At 71.6% G+C, this 16,613-nt stretch carries 14 protein-coding genes; 11 read left to right on the top strand and 3 right to left on the bottom strand.

The features are described from left to right. Positions 1-107: 107 nt before the first annotated feature. Both ABZ261_RS06310 and ABZ261_RS06305 read left to right on the top strand, forming a co-directional pair. Positions 108-1,712 (top strand): MFS transporter, encoded by a 1,605-nt coding sequence (locus ABZ261_RS06310; RefSeq protein ID WP_356855860.1) that lies wholly within the window; start codon positions 108-110, stop codon positions 1,710-1,712. A 230-nt stretch (positions 1,713-1,942) separates the two neighbouring features. Then, positions 1,943-2,248 carry a small hydrophobic protein gene (locus tag ABZ261_RS06305; RefSeq protein ID WP_356855858.1) on the top strand — a complete coding sequence of 102 codons (306 nt, stop codon included), beginning with the start codon at positions 1,943-1,945 and terminating at the stop codon, positions 2,246-2,248. 113 nt (positions 2,249-2,361) lie between these two features. Here the strand turns inward: ABZ261_RS06305 and ABZ261_RS06300 are convergent, their stop codons facing one another. Both ABZ261_RS06300 and aceE read right to left on the bottom strand, forming a co-directional pair. After that, positions 2,362-3,102 (bottom strand): potassium channel family protein, encoded by a 741-nt coding sequence (locus ABZ261_RS06300; RefSeq protein WP_356855856.1) that lies wholly within the window; start codon positions 3,100-3,102, stop codon positions 2,362-2,364. 134 nt (positions 3,103-3,236) lie between these two features. Then, positions 3,237-5,984 (bottom strand): pyruvate dehydrogenase (acetyl-transferring), homodimeric type, encoded by a 2,748-nt coding sequence (gene aceE, locus ABZ261_RS06295; protein ID WP_356855855.1) that lies wholly within the window; start codon positions 5,982-5,984, stop codon positions 3,237-3,239. Between the two features lie 414 nt (positions 5,985-6,398). On the opposite strand from aceE, the gene ABZ261_RS06290 reads away from it, so the two are divergent. The 6 genes from ABZ261_RS06290 (at position 6,399) to ABZ261_RS06265 (ending at position 10,922) form a co-directional block, all read left to right on the top strand. Next, positions 6,399-6,836, top strand: coding sequence for a DUF3052 domain-containing protein (locus tag ABZ261_RS06290; RefSeq protein WP_356855853.1), 438 nt, complete (start codon positions 6,399-6,401; stop codon positions 6,834-6,836). A 126-nt stretch (positions 6,837-6,962) separates the two neighbouring features. After that, entirely contained in the window at positions 6,963-7,421 is a 459-nt protein-coding gene (locus tag ABZ261_RS06285) for a peroxiredoxin (RefSeq protein ID WP_356855851.1), read from the top strand. 142 nt (positions 7,422-7,563) lie between these two features. Further along, on the top strand, positions 7,564-8,139 hold the full coding sequence (locus ABZ261_RS06280) for a TerD family protein (protein WP_356855849.1): 576 nt from the start codon (positions 7,564-7,566) through the stop codon (positions 8,137-8,139). Between the two features lie 92 nt (positions 8,140-8,231). Then, entirely contained in the window at positions 8,232-8,810 is a 579-nt protein-coding gene (locus ABZ261_RS06275) for a TerD family protein (protein ID WP_356855847.1), read from the top strand. A gap of 76 nt (positions 8,811-8,886) precedes the next feature. After that, complete coding sequence (locus tag ABZ261_RS06270) at positions 8,887-10,032, top strand: DUF475 domain-containing protein (RefSeq protein WP_356855845.1); 1,146 nt, start codon at positions 8,887-8,889, stop codon at positions 10,030-10,032. Between the two features lie 152 nt (positions 10,033-10,184). Beyond that, on the top strand, positions 10,185-10,922 hold the full coding sequence (locus tag ABZ261_RS06265; RefSeq protein WP_356855843.1) for a Tellurium resistance: 738 nt from the start codon (positions 10,185-10,187) through the stop codon (positions 10,920-10,922). A 40-nt stretch (positions 10,923-10,962) separates the two neighbouring features. Here ABZ261_RS06265 and ABZ261_RS06260 read toward each other — a convergent pair whose 3' ends face one another. Beyond that, positions 10,963-11,820, bottom strand: coding sequence for a TerD family protein (locus ABZ261_RS06260; RefSeq protein ID WP_356855841.1), 858 nt, complete (start codon positions 11,818-11,820; stop codon positions 10,963-10,965). A gap of 176 nt (positions 11,821-11,996) precedes the next feature. Between ABZ261_RS06260 and ABZ261_RS06255 the strand changes: the two genes are divergently transcribed. The 3 genes from ABZ261_RS06255 to ABZ261_RS06245 are packed head-to-tail and all read left to right on the top strand — an operon-like array spanning position 11,997 to position 16,541. Continuing rightward, on the top strand, positions 11,997-13,163 hold the full coding sequence (locus tag ABZ261_RS06255; RefSeq protein WP_356855839.1) for an HpcH/HpaI aldolase/citrate lyase family protein: 1,167 nt from the start codon (positions 11,997-11,999) through the stop codon (positions 13,161-13,163). 25 nt (positions 13,164-13,188) lie between these two features. Beyond that, positions 13,189-15,675 (top strand): phosphoribosyltransferase, encoded by a 2,487-nt coding sequence (locus tag ABZ261_RS06250; RefSeq protein ID WP_356855837.1) that lies wholly within the window; start codon positions 13,189-13,191, stop codon positions 15,673-15,675. Then, a complete protein-coding gene (locus tag ABZ261_RS06245; RefSeq protein ID WP_356855835.1) occupies positions 15,675-16,541 on the top strand; it encodes an HAD family hydrolase in 867 nt (288 codons plus the stop codon). The genes ABZ261_RS06250 and ABZ261_RS06245 overlap by 1 nt, the downstream gene beginning before the upstream one ends. Positions 16,542-16,613: the final 72 nt, after the last annotated feature.

The following is a 16,613-nucleotide window of genomic DNA, read 5'->3' as shown; positions in this document are numbered from 1 at the left end:
TCGTCGCCCCCTGTCCTTCCGGCCCGGCCTGAACGCGCCGGGTGGTGTCAGTTACCGACTAGTGAATTGGATTGTCAACTGTCAGCGGCTGTCACTAGCCTCGAAGTATGACTAGTCAGACCGCCATCGACGCGACGGGGCCGGGGGACGGGGCGGCCCCGGCTCCCGCCGCCGGCCTGCGCGGCCATCCCTGGCTCACCCTCCTCACCGTCGCCGTAGGGGTCATGATGGTGGCCCTCGACGGCACCATCGTGGCCATCGCCAACCCGGCCATCCGGGACGACCTGCACGCCACCTTCGCCGACGTGCAGTGGATCACCAACGCCTACTTCCTCGCCCTCGCGGTCACCCTGATCACCGCGGGCAAGCTCGGCGACCGCTTCGGCCACCGGCAGACCTTCCTGGTCGGCGTCACCGGCTTCGCCGCCGCCTCCGGCGCCATCGGCCTGTCCGACAGCATCGCCGCGGTCGTCGCCTTCCGCGTCTTCCAGGGTCTGTTCGGCGCGCTGCTGATGCCCGCCGCGCTCGGCCTGCTGCGGGCCACCTTCCCGGCCGAGAAGCTGAACATGGCCATCGGCATCTGGGGCATGGTCATCGGCGCCTCCACCGCGGGCGGCCCGATCCTCGGCGGCGTCCTGGTCGAGCACGTCAACTGGCAGTCCGTGTTCTTCATCAACGTGCCGGTCGGTGTGCTCGCCCTGGTCCTGGGCGCGCTGATCCTGCTCGACCACCGCGCCGAGAACGCCCCCCGCTCCTTCGACCTGCTCGGCATCGCCCTGCTGTCCGGCGCGATGTTCTGCCTGGTGTGGGCGCTCATCAAGGCGCCGGCCTGGGGCTGGGGCGACGGCCGGACGTGGGCGTTCATCGTCGCGTCCGTCCTGCTCTTCGGCCTGTTCTCGTTCTGGGAGACGAAGGTCGCCGAACCGCTGATCCCGCTCGGCCTGTTCCGCTCCGTCCCGCTGTCGGCCGGCGTGGTCCTGATGGTCCTCATGGCGATCGCCTTCATGGGCGGCCTGTTCTTCGTGACCTTCTACCTCCAGAACGTCCACGGCATGAGCCCGATCGACGCCGGACTGCACCTGCTGCCGCTCACCGGCATGATGATCGTCGGCTCACCGCTCGCCGGCGCGCTCATCACCAAGCTCGGGCCGCGCATCCCGCTGGCCGGCGGCATGGCCGCCACCGCCGTCGCCATGTACGGCATGTCGACGCTCGAGGCCGACACCGGCAGCGGTGTGATGTCCGTCTGGTTCGCGCTCCTCGGCCTCGGCCTCGCGCCGGTCATGGTCGGCGCCACCGAGGTCATCGTCGGCAACGCCCCCATGGAGCTGTCCGGTGTCGCGGGCGGACTCCAGCAGGCGGCCATGCAGATCGGCGGCAGCCTCGGCACGGCGGTCCTCGGCGCGGTGATGGCCTCCAAGGTCGACAACGACCTGCCGGGCAACTGGGCGCGGGCCGGGCTGCCGAAGCTGACCCCGCACCAGCTCGACCAGGCCGCCGAGGCGGTCCAGGTGGGGGTGGCCCCGGTGCCGAAGGGCACGCCGGGGCCGATCGCCGCGAAGATCGCCGCCGTCGCCCACGACACCTTCGTCTCCGGCATGGGCCTCGCCTCCCTGGTCGCGGCCGGCGTGGCGGCGGTCGCCGTGCTGGTCGCGCTGCTCACCAAGCGGGGCGCCAACGCGGAGGCGGGCGCGGGCGTGGGCCACATCTAAAGCCGGTCGGGGCCGGCGGGGTTCGCCTATCAGGGTGACTGCGCTAAAGATCCCTCGCCCCCGGCGCGCGCCGCAGGTCACAGTGGGTCAACTCCTCCGCAGGGGACGGGAGGACCGCCGGGCCGCGGCGCGCGCTGCTGGAGGGGGGCAGCGCGCGCAGGTCTGCCGGAGCCGAACCGGGGTACCCGCCCATCGAAGCCGAACTGGCACTGCACCTCAGGGAGTTGATGATGGCGGGCTTCGGGCAGGGAACGCGCGGGTACCCCCGGTCACGCGGCCGGACGTGGCGGCGGACCGGGCCGGACCGTGCGACGCTCGGGATCATCGGCACGATCTGCGCGGTGGCCGGCTTCTTCGCACTGGGCATCGTCCTCGGCCCGACGGCGATGTTCTGCGGCTGGCAGTCGATGGGCCGCAAGTGGTCCAACGACGGCAACGTCCCCGCCCTGGTCGCCCTGATCCTGGGCGCCATCGACACGCTGCTCGCCATCGTCGCCCTGGCGGGCGCGGCGACCTGGGGCCACGGCCTGGTGTAGCGGGCGGCCGCTCCCCGTCGCGCCGCGGGCGCACCGCGCGGACGCGGACGCACCGCGCGGCCGCGGCGGGGGCCGGCCGTGCGGTTCCCGGGGCGCCGTCCCCGGGCGCCGCGTCAGCGCCGTTCCCTCTGCTCCTCCGTCAGCCGCGCCACCTCCGCCCGCAGCAGCCGCACCTCCTCCGCCAGGGAGGCGATCGCCTCTGTCTGCCGCCGCTCCTCCACGTCGTCCATCTCGAAGCGCGAGATGAACCACGCGGCGATGTTCGCGGTGACCACGCCCAGCAGCGCGATCCCGGACAGCATCAGCCCGACCGCGATCACCCGCCCCAGCCCCGTGGTCGGCGCGTGGTCCCCGTACCCCACGGTCGTCATCGTGGTGAACGACCACCACACCGCGTCGCCCAGGGTCCGGATGTTCCCGCGCGGCGATCCCCGCTCGACCGACAGCACCGCCAGCGAGCCGAACATCAGCAATCCCACCACGGACCCGACGACGTACGTGGTCAGCCGGATCTGCGGAGCCATCCGCGCCCGCCGCCCCACCAGCATCAGCGTGGACACCAGCCGGAGCAGCCGCAGCGGCTGCAGCATCGGCAGCACGACCGCGCACAGGTCGGGCCAGTGCCGCTTGACGAACTCCCGGCGCCGCGGGGCGAGGGCGAGCCGCACCAGGTAGTCGACGGCGAACGCCCCCCACACCACCCACTCCACGGCCGTGCAGACGGCCGTCAGGAAGTGACCTGCGGACACGTCCACGATCGGCACCGCGTAGGCGGCGGCGAAGGCCACCGCGAGCGCCAACAGCGGCCGTTCGGTGCGCCGCTCCCACCGCGCCTGCGCCGACAGTTGCTCCATGACGGCATCGTAAAGAAACCGTAAGGGCAGCGCCCGAAGGGGCGCGGGGAACCGCGCGACGGGATCCGCGCGCCCGGCCCCGCCCGGACCCGCGGATCCCCCTGCCCCGCCGCGGCCTCAGGCCGGCGCGGCGGTTACGCGTCGCCGCCCGCGGTCCCCGGATCGGCCGCCGAGACGTCCAGCAGCCGGTACCGGTCGACGGCCTGCTTGAGCACGGACCGGTCGACCTTGCCCTCCCGGGCCAGCTCGGTCAGCACCGCGACCACGATCGACTGCGCGTCGATGTGGAAGAAGCGCCGCGCCGCGCCGCGGGTGTCGGCGAAGCCGAAGCCGTCCGCGCCCAGCGACTGGTAGGTGCCCGGCACCCACCGCGCGATCTGGTCCGGAACCGCCCGCATCCAGTCGGACACGGCCACGAACGGACCCTCGGACCCGCTGAGCTTGCGCGTCACGTACGGCACGCGCTGCTCCTCCTCCGGATGGAGCAGATTGTGCTCCTCGCACTCCACCGCCTCGCGGCGCAGCTCGTTCCAGGAGGTCGCGGACCACACGTCCGCCCTGACGTTCCACTCCTCGGCGAGCAGCCGCTGCGCCTGGAGCGCCCACGGCACCGCGACACCGGAGGCCATGATCTGCGCCGGGACCGAGCCGCCGGCGCCCTCACTGATCTTGTGGACGCCCTTGAGGATGCCCTCGACGTCCACGTCCGCAGGCTCCGCGGGGTGCTGGATGGGCTCGTTGTACACGGTCAGGTAGTAGAAGACGTCCTCGCCGTGCGGGTGCTCGGGGGAGCTGCCGTACATCCGGCGCAGGCCGTCCTGGACGATGTGCGCGATCTCGTAGCCGTACGCCGGGTCGTACGCCACGCACGCGGGGTTCGTGGAGGCCAGCAGCTGCGAGTGGCCGTCCGCGTGCTGCAGGCCCTCGCCGGTCAGCGTGGTGCGGCCCGCGGTCGCGCCCAGTACGAAACCGCGCGCCAGCTGGTCGGCCATCTGCCAGAACTGGTCGCCGGTGCGCTGGAAACCGAACATCGAGTAGAAGACGTACACCGGGATCAGCGGCTCGCCGTGCGTGGCGTACGCCGAGCCCGCCGCGATCAGCGAGGCCGTGCAGCCCGCCTCGGAGATGCCGTCGTGCAGCATCTGGCCGGTCGGCGACTCCTTGTAGGCCAGGAGCAGGTCCCGGTCCACCGCCTCGTACTGCTGGCCGAGCGGGTTGTAGATCTTCGCGCTCGGGAAGAAGGAGTCCATGCCGAACGTGCGGTACTCGTCCGGCGCGATCAGCACGAACCGCTTGCCGATCTCCTTGTCCCGCATGAGGTCCTTGAGGAGGCGCACAAAGGCCATGGTCGTCGCGATGGACTGCTGGCCCGAGCCCTTCTTCACGGTCGCGTACGCCTTGTCGTCCGGCAGGGCCAGCGCCTTGGAGCGCACGACGCGGGTCGGCACGTAACCGCCGAGCGACCTGCGGCGGTCGTGCATGTACTGGATCTCCTCCGAATCCCGGCCCGGGTGGAAGTACGGCGGCGGGCCGGACTCCAGCTCCTTGTCGGAGATCGGCAGGTGCAGGCGGTCCCGGAAGCGCTTGAGGTCGTCGACCGTCAGCTTCTTCATCTGGTGCGTGGCGTTGCGGCCCTCGAAGTTCGGGCCGAGCGTCCAGCCCTTGACCGTCTTGGCCAGGATGACCGTCGGCTGGCCCTTGTGCTCCAGGGCCGCCTTGTAGGCCGCGTAGATCTTCCGGTGGTCGTGACCGCCGCGGCCCAGCATCAGGATCTGGTGGTCGCTCATGTTCTCGACCATCGCGCGCAGCCGGTGGTCGTCGCCGAAGAAGTGCTCGCGGATGTAGGCGCCGGACTCGGTGGCGTACGTCTGGAACTGCCCGTCCGGGGTCGTGTTCATCTTGTTGACCAGGACGCCGTCGCGGTCCTGCGCGAGCAGCGGGTCCCAGGAGCGGTCCCAGATCAGCTTGATCACGTTCCAGCCGGCGCCCCGGAAGACCGACTCCAGCTCCTGGATGATCTTGCCGTTGCCGCGCACCGGGCCGTCCAGCCGCTGCAGGTTGCAGTTGACGACGAAGGTCAGGTTGTCCAGGCCCTCCCGGGCGGCCAGGGAGAGCTGGCCGAGCGACTCCGGCTCGTCCATCTCGCCGTCGCCGAGGAACGCCCACACGTGCGACCTGGAGGTGTCGGCGATGCCGCGCGCCTCCATGTAGCGGTTCATCCGCGCCTGGTAGATGGCGCCGAGCGGGCCGAGGCCCATGGAGACGGTCGGGAACTCCCAGAAGTCCGGCATCGAGCGCGGGTGCGGGTAGCTGGACAGGCCGTCCGGGTACTTCGACTTCTCCTGGCGGAACCCGTCGAGCTGGTCCTCGGTGAGCCGGTCGAGCAGGTACGCGCGGGCGTAGATGCCCGGGGAGGCGTGGCCCTGGAAGAAGACCTGGTCGCCGCCGTCGCCCTCGTCCTTGCCGCGGAAGAAGTGGTTGAAGCCGACGTCGTACAGGGACGCGGAGGAGGCGAAGGTGGCGATGTGCCCGCCGACGCCGATGCCCGGGCGCTGGGCCCGGGAGACCATCACGGCCGCGTTCCAGCGGGTCGCGTTGAGGATCCTGCGCTCGATCTCCTCGTTGCCCGGGAAGAACGGCTCGCTCTTGGTGGGGATCGTGTTGACGTAGTCCGTGCTGCGCATCTCGGGCACGGCCACGCGCTTCTCGCGCGCCCGCTCGATCAGGCGGAGCATGAGATAGCGGGCCCGCTCCCGGCCGCGCTCGTCGACGGCGGCGTCGAGGGAGTCGAGCCACTCCTGGGTCTCCTCGGGATCGAAGTCAGGAACCTGACTCGGAAGGCCGCCAATGATGATCGGATTGCGATCGGATCCGGAAGCCACGCTGTTCCTTACCTGTCAGAGGGCCTTGTTTCTGCACCTGCCTACACCGTTCCCCATCGTGTACCTCAGGACGGCGTACGTCACCTGCACCGGTCAAAACGCAACGATACGCCCGGGGTGTGACGCGCTTGGCAAAGTTGTTCGAGCTGCGTAAGGGTGGATGATTCCGAACGGTGCAAACCGGGCACATCGCAGTGATGCGGGCCACGTCGAGCCGGGATACGGTGCCAGGAGTTGCGGCGACACGGTCGGGATCGTCACCGTTTCGGCGGTCCCGGGGGCCGGGTACTTGCGCGATCCGTCCCGCCCGTGTGGACTACGGCCAATGCTTCGCGCACGCGCGTGGCTGAGATTCCCCCGAGCTCACAGGAGCAGGGGGCACCCCCATTCAAAGACATGATCAGGAGGCAACCCGTGAGCGCGACCGCGGACCACGCGGAGGAGCGGACGAACCCTGCCGCCAGGCTGGGGTTCCAGCCCGGGCAGGTGGTCCAGGAGATCGGCTACGACGACGACGTCGATCAGGAGCTCCGCGAGGCCATCGAGGAAGCCATCGAGGGCGACCTCATGGACGAGGACTACGACGACGTGGCCGACGCCGTTGTGCTGTGGTTCCGTGACGACGACGGCGACCTGACGGATGCGCTGGTGGATGCCACCACGTACATCGAAGAGGGCGGCGCGATCCTGCTCCTCACGCCGAAGACCGGCCGTGCGGGGTACGTGGAGCCGAGCGACATCCAGGACGCCGCCACCACGGCCGGCCTGACCGCCTCCAAGAGCGTCAGCGTCGGCAAGGACTGGAGCGGCAGCCGGCTGGCGACGCCGAAGGCGGCCAAGTCCAAGAGGTGACCGTCCCGCCGCCGGACGGGCCGGGCACGCCCGCCCGTCCGGCGCCCCGGTGACCGCTGCGTAGGGTGGACCCCGGCGTGTGCTGCGCCCCTCCACCCGAACAGCCCACCGAAGGGATGCACGACGATGGCGATCCAGGTCGGCGACAAGGCGCCCGACTTCGAGCTCAAGGACAACCACGGCCGCACCGTGAGGCTCTCGGACCTCCGCGGCGAGAAGAACGTGGTCCTGCTCTTCTACCCCTTCGCCTTCACCGGCGTGTGCACCGGCGAGCTGTGCGAGCTGCGCGACAACCTGCCGCGGTTCACGGACCGCGACACCCAGCTGCTCGCCGTGTCCAACGACTCCGTCCCCACCCTGCGTGTCTTCGCCGAGCAGGAGGGCCTGGAGTACCCCCTGCTGAGCGACTTCTGGCCGCACGGCAACGTCTCGCGCGCCTACGGCGTCTTCGACGAGGACAAGGGCTGTGCCGTCCGGGGCACCTTCATCATCGACAAGGAGGGCGTCGTGCGGTGGACCGTGGTGAACGGCCTGCCGGACGCCCGCGACCTGAACGACTACATCCAGGCGCTCGACACCCTCTGAGCCGGCCGGCGGCCCGGCACCGGTGCGACTTGCCGGGTGCGGGGCCTGCGGCGGGCGGGAACCCGTCACTAGGATCGGCACGTTGATCCCCTATCCGAAGCACGACGGGGCTCCCCGCCCCAGGACACCACATGGAGGACCCGTGGGAGTCAGCCTCAGCAAGGGCGGCAACGTATCGCTGACGAAGGAGGCCCCGGGCCTGACCGCCGTCATCGTCGGTCTGGGCTGGGACGTGCGCACCACCACCGGCACGGACTTCGACCTCGACGCCAGCGCGCTGCTGCTCGACAACTCCGGCAAGGTCGCGAGCGACCAGCACTTCGTCTTCTTCAACAACCTCAAGAGCCCCGACGGGTCGGTCGAGCACACCGGCGACAACCTCACCGGTGAGGGCGAGGGCGACGACGAACAGATCAAGGTCGACCTGGCCGGTGTCCCGGCCGACGTGGAGAAGATCGTCTTCCCGGTGTCGATCTACGACGCCGAGAACCGCCAGCAGTCCTTCGGCCAGGTCCGCAACGCCTTCATCCGCGTCGTGAACCAGGCCAACGGGCAGGAGATCGCCCGGTACGACCTGAGCGAGGACGCCTCCACCGAGACCGCCATGGTCTTCGGCGAGCTGTACCGGCACGGCGCGGAGTGGAAGTTCCGGGCCATCGGCCAGGGCTACGCCTCGGGCCTGCGCGGCATCGCCCAGGACTTCGGCGTCAACGTCTGACGCCGGATCGCCTCCGGTCCGGCGCCGCACCGTTTACGGGCGGCGCCGGACGCGCAGGACAACCAGGGAAGCACCACCAGGGGAGGACCAGCATGGGCGTCACACTCGCCAAGGGGGGCAACGTCTCCCTCTCCAAGGCCGCACCGAACCTCACCAACGTCATGATCGGGCTCGGCTGGGACGCGCGGTCCACCACCGGCGCCCCCTTCGACCTGGACGCCAGCGCCCTGCTGTGCGGCTCCGGGAACCGGGTGCTGGGCGACGAGTGGTTCGTCTTCTACAACCAGCTCACCAGCCCCGACGGCTCGGTCGAGCACACCGGCGACAACCTCACCGGTGAGGGCGAGGGCGACGACGAGTCCCTGCTGGTGGACCTCGCCAAGGTGCCTCCGCAGTGCGAGAAGATCATCTTTCCCGTCTCCATCCACCTGGCCGACGAGCGCGGCCAGACCTTCGGCCAGGTCTCCAACGCCTTCATCCGTGTGGTCGACCAGGCCGACGGCCGGGAACTGGCCCGGTACGACCTCAGCGAGGACGCGTCCACCGAGACCGCCATGATCTTCGGCGAGCTGTACCGCTACCAGGGCGAGTGGAAGTTCCGGGCGGTGGGTCAGGGGTACGCGTCGGGTCTGCGGGGCATCGCTCTAGACTTCGGAGTCAACGTTTCGTAAAAGTGCGTACGGCGCGGGGGAGATCCTCCCCCACACACGGTGTGGGAGGGACCCCCGACAGATGATGGGGTAGCCAGTGCTTCTCAAAACCTTCGGCTGGTCGTTCGCGGTCACCGCGCTCGGCCTGGTCGCGGCGGCGTTCTACGGGGGGTGGACCGCCTTCGGCATCGTGGCGATCCTCGCCGTCCTGGAGATCTCGCTGTCCTTCGACAACGCGGTGGTCAACGCCGGGATCCTGAAGAAGATGTCCGCCTTCTGGCAGAAGATCTTCCTCACGGTCGGCGTCCTCATCGCCGTGTTCGGCATGCGGCTGGTCTTCCCCGTCGTCATCGTCGCGGTCAGCGCCAAGATGGGCCCGATCGAGGCGGTCGACCTCGCGCTCAACAACAAGGACCGGTACCAGCAGCTGGTCACCGACGCCCACCCGGCGATCGCCGCCTTCGGCGGGATGTTCCTGCTGATGATCTTCCTGGACTTCATCTTCGAGGACCGGGACATCAAGTGGCTCGCCTGGCTGGAGCGGCCCCTGGCCAAGCTCGGCAAGGTCGACATGCTGTCGGTCTGCATCTCCCTGATCGTCCTGCTGATCACGTCCTTCACCTTCGCCACCCACGCCCACCAGCACGGCGGCGCCCACGCCGACAAGGCCCAGACGGTGCTGATCGCCGGTGTCGCCGGCCTCATCACCTACATGGTCGTCGGCGGCCTCTCCGGCTACTTCGAGGACAAGCTGGAGGAAGAGGAGGAGCGCGAGCACGAGGAGGAGGAAGAGGCCGCCCGCACCGGCAAGCAGCGCTCGGCGGTCGTCCTGGCCGGCCAGGCCGCGTTCTTCATGTTCCTCTACCTCGAGGTCCTGGACGCGTCCTTCTCCTTCGACGGCGTCATCGGCGCCTTCGCCATCACCAACGACATCGTCCTGATGGCCCTCGGCCTCGGCATCGGCGCGATGTACGTCCGGTCGCTGACCGTCTACCTGGTCCGCCAGGGCACCCTCGACGACTACGTCTACCTGGAGCACGGCGCCCACTACGCCATCGGCGCCCTCGCCGTGATCCTCATGGTCACCATCCAGTACCAGATCAACGAGGTCGTCACCGGCCTGGTCGGCGTCGTCCTGATCGCCTGGTCGTTCTGGTCCTCCGTCCGCCGCAACCGCGCCCTGGCGGACGCGGAGGGGAAGGCCGGCTCCGACGACAAGGCCGAGATCTCGTCCGGAGTCTGACCCCGCAGGGCCCCTGCTCCCCCCTACGGGCAGGATCAGGGACGGGACGGGGTGTGACGCCCCTTCCGGTGAGGAACGCTTCGATCGGGGCGGCCGACGCGCTCGGCCGCCCCGACGGCGTCTAGACGAGTACCGGGCACCTGGGGGCGGGAATGGGTTTCTTGGACGGGCTGCTGGGCGGGCGCGCCGCCGACTTCGACTCGGGCAACGCCTCGACCAACGCCATCGAGCTCACCAGGCGGCACCAGGCGGTGTCGCTCACCAAGCAGGACGCGGCCACCGGCCACCTGCGGATCAACCTCACCTGGCGGATGCGGACCTCCGACTACGACGGCATCCGGCGCGCCAGTCTGCTCCGGCACCCGCTGCGGGCGCTGAAGCCGCCGGAGATCCTCGGCCACGGGCAGAGCATGGTCAACGTCGACCTCGACCTCGGCTGCCTGTACGAGCTGGCCGACGGCACCAAGGGGGTCGTCCAGCCGCTCGGCGGCTACCTGGGCGACGTCAACGCGCCGCCGTACATCAAACTCAGCGGCGACGACCGGTTCGGCTCGGGATCCGGCGAGACGATGTACGTCAACCTCGACCACCGGGACGCCATCAAACGGCTGCTGGTCTTCGTCTACATCTACGACCAGACACCCGCCTTCGACCGTACCCACGCCGTCGTCACCCTCTATCCGAGCAACGGCCCCCGCGTCGAGATCGGCCTGGACGAACGCCACCCCCAGGCCCGCTCCTGCGCCGTGGTGATGATCGAGAACGTCAAGGACGAACTGATCGTCCGCCGGGAGGTCAAGTTCGTCTACGGCTTCCAGGGCGAACTCGACCGCCTCTACGGGTGGGGACTGCAGTGGGGCCGCGGTTACAAGACCAAGGTGGACAGGTGACGCCGCGCGCCCCGGCGCCCCGCCGGCGGCCGGGGCCGGGTCACCGGCCGAGGAACTGCGGCCCCTGCGGCGGCAGCCGGAAGTCGGGGTCCGGCCCCGCGGCCACCGGCTGAGGCGGCGGCGGATACCCGTACGCCGGCTGCCCCGAGGTCGCCTGCGGATATCCGTACCCCGGCTGCGACGGGACCGCGGACGCCGGCTGCGCGGGGACCCCGGACGTCGGCTGCGCGGGAAGCGCGGACGCCGGCTGCGCGGGCATCCCGGACGTCGGCTGTGCGGGGAGCGCGGACGTCGGCAGCTCCGGAGGCAGCGGCCGCGAGGCCGGCCCGGCCGGCGGCCTCTCCTCCGCCGCCTCCGACTCGTCCACCGAGATGCCGAAGTCCGTGGCGAGCCCCTTCAGCCCGTTGGAATAGCCCTCGCCCAGCGCCCGGAACTTCCAGCCCTCCCCGCGCCGGTACAGCTCACCGCAGATCAGCGCCGTCTCCGCGCCGGTCTCCGGCTTGACGTCGAACCGGGCCAGCGGTTCCCCGCCGGCGGCCGCCGCGTCGTACAGCAGGATGCACAGCGACGGCACCCGGTCGAAGGGGACCCCGTCCGCCGAGGCGACCAGCAGGACCCGGCCCACGCCCGGCTCGACGGCGGTCAGGTCTGTCTGGATGGTGTCGGTCAGCCCCTCGGAGACCCGCTTCTTCCCCAGCCGCCACACCGTCCCGGAGGGGTGCCTGGGCTGGTTGTAGAAGACGAAGTCCTCGTCGGAGCGCACACGGCCGTCGGGGCCCAGCAGCAGCGCCGAGGCGTCCACGTCCGGGACCCCCTGCCCGGGCGTCCAGCGCAGCACGGCGCGGACCGTGGTGGCCTCCAGCGGGACGTTCGACCCCTTCAGCATCGCGTGCGTCATGCGGTCATCCTGCCTTCTCGGTCCTGGTCACGACAATGCGGGGGGCAGGGCCGCCGACACCGGCGGGTCACCGTGAATTCACGTCCGCCGGGAACCCCGGACACGGCTCCCTACGTACTATTACCGGCCACCCTTTACCGACCCCGCAGACCGGGCGCGCATCCTGAGGGAGTCCCATGCGTCATTTCGGGCACATCGCCCCCGAGGTGCGGCAGCGCCTCTTCCACCGGGAGCCGTGCGCGTTCACCGCCGACTCGCCGGCCCGGCTGCTCTCCGCCGCGCTGGGCGCCACGCTGTACAGCCCGGCCACCCGGCCGAGGCTCGCCGACGACATCGTCCGGCAGGCCGGAAACGGCGTGGTCTCGATGGTGCTGTGCCTGGAGGACTCGATCGGCGACGCGGACGTGGTGGCCGCCGAGGAGAACCTGGTCCGCCAGTTCGCCGACCTCGCCGCCCGGCCCGGCGTGGAGCCGCCGCTGCTGTTCATCCGGGTGCGCGCCCCCGGGCAGATCCCCGACCTGGTCCGCCGGCTCGGCCCGTCCGTGCGGCTGCTGTCCGGATTCGTGCTGCCCAAGTTCACCGAGGAACGCGGCATACCCTTCCTGGAGGCCCTGTCCGCGGCCGAGGGCACGGCCGGCCGGCGCCTCTTCGCCATGCCGGTCCTGGAGTCCCCCGAGCTGCTCTACCTGGAGTCCCGCGTGGAGACCCTCGAAGGCGTCTTCCGGGCGGTCGACAAGTACCGCGAGCGGGTCCTGGCCCTCCGCCTCGGCGTGACCGACTTCTGCTCCTCCTACGGCCTGCGCCGCGCCCCCGACATGACCGCCTACGACGTGCAGATCGTGGCCTCGGTGATCGCCGACGTCGTGAACATGCTCGGCCGGGCCGACGGCACCGGCTTCACCGTCACCGGTCCCGTCTGGGAGTACTTCCGCGCCTCCGAGCGCATGTTCAAACCGCAGCTCCGGCAGAGCCCCTTCCTGGAGGTGCAGGCGGTCGAGCTGCGCGAGAAGCTCATCGAACACGCCATGGACGGCCTGCTCCGGGAGATCTCCCTCGACCAGGCCAACGGCCTGCTCGGCAAGACCTGCATCCACCCCTCCCACGTCCTGCCCGTCCACGCGCTCTCGGTGGTCAGCCACGAGGAGTACAGCGACGCCCAGGACATCCTGCGGCCGGAACGCGGCGGCGGGGGTGTACTCCGCTCGTCCTACACGAACAAGATGAACGAAGTGAAACCGCACCGCGCCTGGGCCGAGCGGACCCTGCTGCGCGCCGAGGTGTTCGGCGTCGCCCACGAGGACGTCGGCTTCGTGGAACTGCTCGCCGCCGGAATACCCGGCTGACCCTCCCCACCTCTCCAAGGAACGCATGAAGAACGCAGTGAACGACGGGGTCTGGTCCGGCCGCTGGGTCGCCGAGCGACTCGGGGTCGAACTCGTGGGCGACGACGGGCTGCCGGCCCTGCTCGGGCTCGCCCTGCGCCGCAACCCCAAGCGGGCCCACCTGCTGGTCTCGAACGTCCTCGGCAAGCACGTCCCCCAGTCGCCGTCCGTGGTCCACGGCCACGGTCTCCGGCTCGGCCGCCGGGTCGCCGCGCTGCTCGGGACCGAGGCGGCCACCGCCGTCGTCCTCGGCTACGCGGAGACCGCGACGGGGCTCGGCCACGCGGTCGCCGACGGGCTCGGACAGGTGCCGTATCTGCACTCCACACGGCGGCCGGTGGCCGGGGTCGCCCCCGCGGGCGGGTTCGAGGAGGCGCACTCCCACGCCACGACCCACCTGCTGCTGCCCGAAGACCCCGCTCTGCTGGCCGGTGACGGGCCGCTGGTGCTGGTCGACGACGAGTTCTCCACCGGCAACACGGTCCTCAACACCATCCGCGACCTGCACGAGCGGTACCCGCGGCGGCGGTACGTCGTGGTCGCGCTGGTCGACATGCGCTCCGCCGACGACTTCGCCCGGATGAAACGGTTCGCCGGGGAGATCGGGGCGCGGGTGGACCTGGTCGCCACCGCGTCCGGGACGGTGCGTCTGCCGCCGGACGTGCTGGAGAAGGGACGGGAACTGGTCGAGCGCTGCGAGGCGGCCGGGCACGGGTCCGGGCCGGCCGGCCGCGCCCGCACGGCGGAGCCGGACCGCGCCCCGGCCCGCGCCCCCCACGGAGCGCAGGCCGTCCGCGTCGACCTGCGCTGGCCCCCCGGCCTCCCCGACGGCGGACGGCACGGCTTCACCCCCGCCCACCGGGCCCGGCTGGAGGCCGCGCTCCCCGGGATGGCCGCCCGGACGGCCGCCGCCCTGCCCGCCGGCGCCCGCCGCGTGCTCGTGCTCGGCTGCGAGGAGCTGATGTACGCCCCGCTGCGGCTCGCCCGCGCGCTGGAGGAGCGGACACCGGCCGAGGTGCGGTTCTCCACCACCACCCGGTCGCCGGTGCTCGCGGTCGACGACCCCGGGTACGCCATCCGCAGCCGCCTGGTGTTCCCCGCCCACGACGACCCGGCCGACGGCCCCGGCGAGCGCTACGCCTACAACGTGGCCGGCGGCGGCTTCGACGCCGTCGTCGCGGTCGTCGACTCCGTCGCCGACACCCCCGCCCTGCACGCACCCGACGGCCTGCTCGCCCGCCTCGCCGCGCACGTGCCGCACGTCCTGCTCGCGGTCGTCCCGTCGTACGTCCCGCACGCTCCCGAAAGGCCGGCCATGCTGCCCGAGCCCCTCCGCGGCCCCGCTTTCTCCTCCTACGCGCCCGAGGAGGTCGGCTGGCTGCTGCAGGACCTCTCCGACGTCACCCTGGAGGCGCCGACCGAGGAGCGGGAGGAGGCCATCCAGAGCGGCGGCGCGCACTACGCCGAGTCGCTGCCGGTGGAGTACCAGCCCAGCGAGCGCTACCAGGAGCTGTTCCACGCGGCGCTGGACGCCTCGGCCGCGCGCATCGCGCGGGCGGTCGGCGCCGTGACCGACCTGGTGCTGACCGAGCGCTCCCCGCGCCCGGTCCTGGTCTCCCTCGCCCGCGCGGGCACCCCGGTCGGCATCCTGATGCGCCGCTGGGCGCGGTTCCGGCACGGCCTGGACCTGCCGCACTACGCCGTCTCCATCGTGCGCGGCCGGGGCATCGACGCCAACGCGCTGCGCTGGCTCGCCGCCCACCACGACCCCCGGGACGTGGTCTTCGTCGACGGCTGGACCGGCAAGGGCGCCATCACCCGCGAACTCGCCGAAGCCCTCGCGGCGTTCGAGGAGCGAACCGGCATCACGGGCTTCGACCCGGAGATCGCCGTCCTCGCCGACCCCGGCTCCTGTGTGCGCACCTACGGCACCCGCGAGGACTTCCTCATCCCCTCCGCCTGCCTGAACTCCACCGTCTCCGGTCTGATCTCGCGCACGGTCCTGCGCGCGGACCTGGTCGGCCCGCACGACTACCACGGCGCCAAGTTCTACCGCGAGCTCGCCGGCGCCGACTGCTCCGTCGCTTTCCTGGACGCCGTCTCCGCCCGCTTCCCGGAGGTCGCGGACACGGTCGGCACCGAGGTCAAGGAACTGCTGACCGAGGACCGCTCGCCCACCTGGGCGGGCTGGCGGGCCGTGGAGCGGATCAGCGAGGAGTACGGCATCCACGACGTGAACCTCGTCAAGCCGGGCGTCGGCGAGACCACCCGGGTGCTGCTGCGCCGGGTGCCGTGGAAGATCCTCGCGCGGGCGGGCGCCGGGGCCGACCTGGACCACGTGCGGCTGCTCGCCGAGCAGCGCGGGGTGCCGGTCGAGGAGGTCGGGGAGCTGCCGTACCGCTGCGTCGGGCTGATCCACCCGCGGTACACGCGCGGGGCCACCGGCGCCGACGGCAGGGCGGTGAACGCGTGATGCCGGTGCTGGTGGCGAGCGACCTCGACCGCACGCTGATCTACTCCTCCGCGGCCCTGGCCCTGACCATGCCGGACCCGCGGGCGCCCCGGCTGCTGTGCGTGGAGGTGCACGAGGCCAGGCCGCTGTCCTACCTGACCGAGACCGCGGCCCGGCTGCTCACCGAGCTCGGCGACACGGCCGTCTTCGTGCCGGCCACCACCCGGACCCGCAAGCAGTACCAGCGCATCAACCTGCCCGGACCGCCGCCGAAGTACGCCATCTGCGCCAACGGCGGCCATCTGCTGGTCGACGGCGTCACCGACGGCGACTGGCACGCGGGCGTGCAGGCGCGGCTCGCCGACGAGTGCGCTCCGCTGGAGGAGGTCCGCGAGCATCTGCTGCGGGCCGCCGACCCGGTCTGGGTGCGCAAGCACCGGGTCGCCGAGGACCTGTTCGCCTATCTGGTGGTCGAGCGCGAGCTGCTGCCCGACGACTGGGTGAAGGAGCTGGCGGTGTGGGCGGACGAGCGCGGCTGGACGGTCTCGCTGCAGGGCCGCAAGATCTACGCCGTGCCGAAGCCCCTCACCAAGAGCGCGGCCGTCCGCGAGGTCGCGCGCCGCGCCGGGGCGGAGCTGACGCTGGCCGCCGGGGACTCCCTGCTCGACGCCGACCTGCTGCTGGCCGCCGACCGGGGCTGGCGCCCCGGGCACGGCGAACTGGCCGACACCGGCTGGACGGCGCCGCGGATCAGCGCGCTGCCGGAGCGCGGGGTGCTGGCCGGGGAACGGATCGTGCGGGAGTTCCTGCGGGCGGCCCGGGGGCCGGCGGGCCCGGGCCGACGGCTTCCGGCCGAATCCGCCGGGCCGGCGGGCGCGGGCCCATGAGGTGCGCCACCATGGCGGGGCCGCGGGGCGGGCGGACGGCGCGGGCCGGCGGGTGCGGGCCCACGGCCGCCG

This window comes from Streptomyces sp. NPDC006193 (assembly GCF_040613915.1).
In the GTDB taxonomy this organism is placed as follows: Bacteria; Actinomycetota; Actinomycetes; order Streptomycetales; family Streptomycetaceae; genus Streptomyces.
Note: the sequence above shows the minus strand (reverse complement) of the source record. Positions and strands in the feature narration are given on the sequence as shown.

What these genes read in the sequence shown, in the direction of transcription:
- ABZ261_RS06260 (WP_356855841.1), bottom strand. Translation starts at nt 11,820, where the DNA reads ATGACGCACGCGATGCTGAAGGGGTCGAACGTCCCGCTGGAGGCCACC.
- ABZ261_RS06250 (WP_356855837.1), top strand. Translation starts at nt 13,189, where the DNA reads ATGAAGAACGCAGTGAACGACGGGGTCTGGTCCGGCCGCTGGGTCGCC.
- ABZ261_RS06255 (WP_356855839.1), top strand. Translation starts at nt 11,997, where the DNA reads ATGCGTCATTTCGGGCACATCGCCCCCGAGGTGCGGCAGCGCCTCTTC.
- ABZ261_RS06310 (WP_356855860.1), top strand. Translation starts at nt 108, where the DNA reads ATGACTAGTCAGACCGCCATCGACGCGACGGGGCCGGGGGACGGGGCG.
- ABZ261_RS06300 (WP_356855856.1), bottom strand. Translation starts at nt 3,102, where the DNA reads ATGGAGCAACTGTCGGCGCAGGCGCGGTGGGAGCGGCGCACCGAACGG.
- ABZ261_RS06265 (WP_356855843.1), top strand. Translation starts at nt 10,185, where the DNA reads ATGGGTTTCTTGGACGGGCTGCTGGGCGGGCGCGCCGCCGACTTCGAC.
- ABZ261_RS06285 (WP_356855851.1), top strand. Translation starts at nt 6,963, where the DNA reads ATGGCGATCCAGGTCGGCGACAAGGCGCCCGACTTCGAGCTCAAGGAC.
- ABZ261_RS06305 (WP_356855858.1), top strand. Translation starts at nt 1,943, where the DNA reads ATGGCGGGCTTCGGGCAGGGAACGCGCGGGTACCCCCGGTCACGCGGC.
- ABZ261_RS06275 (WP_356855847.1), top strand. Translation starts at nt 8,232, where the DNA reads ATGGGCGTCACACTCGCCAAGGGGGGCAACGTCTCCCTCTCCAAGGCC.
- ABZ261_RS06245 (WP_356855835.1), top strand. Translation starts at nt 15,675, where the DNA reads ATGCCGGTGCTGGTGGCGAGCGACCTCGACCGCACGCTGATCTACTCC.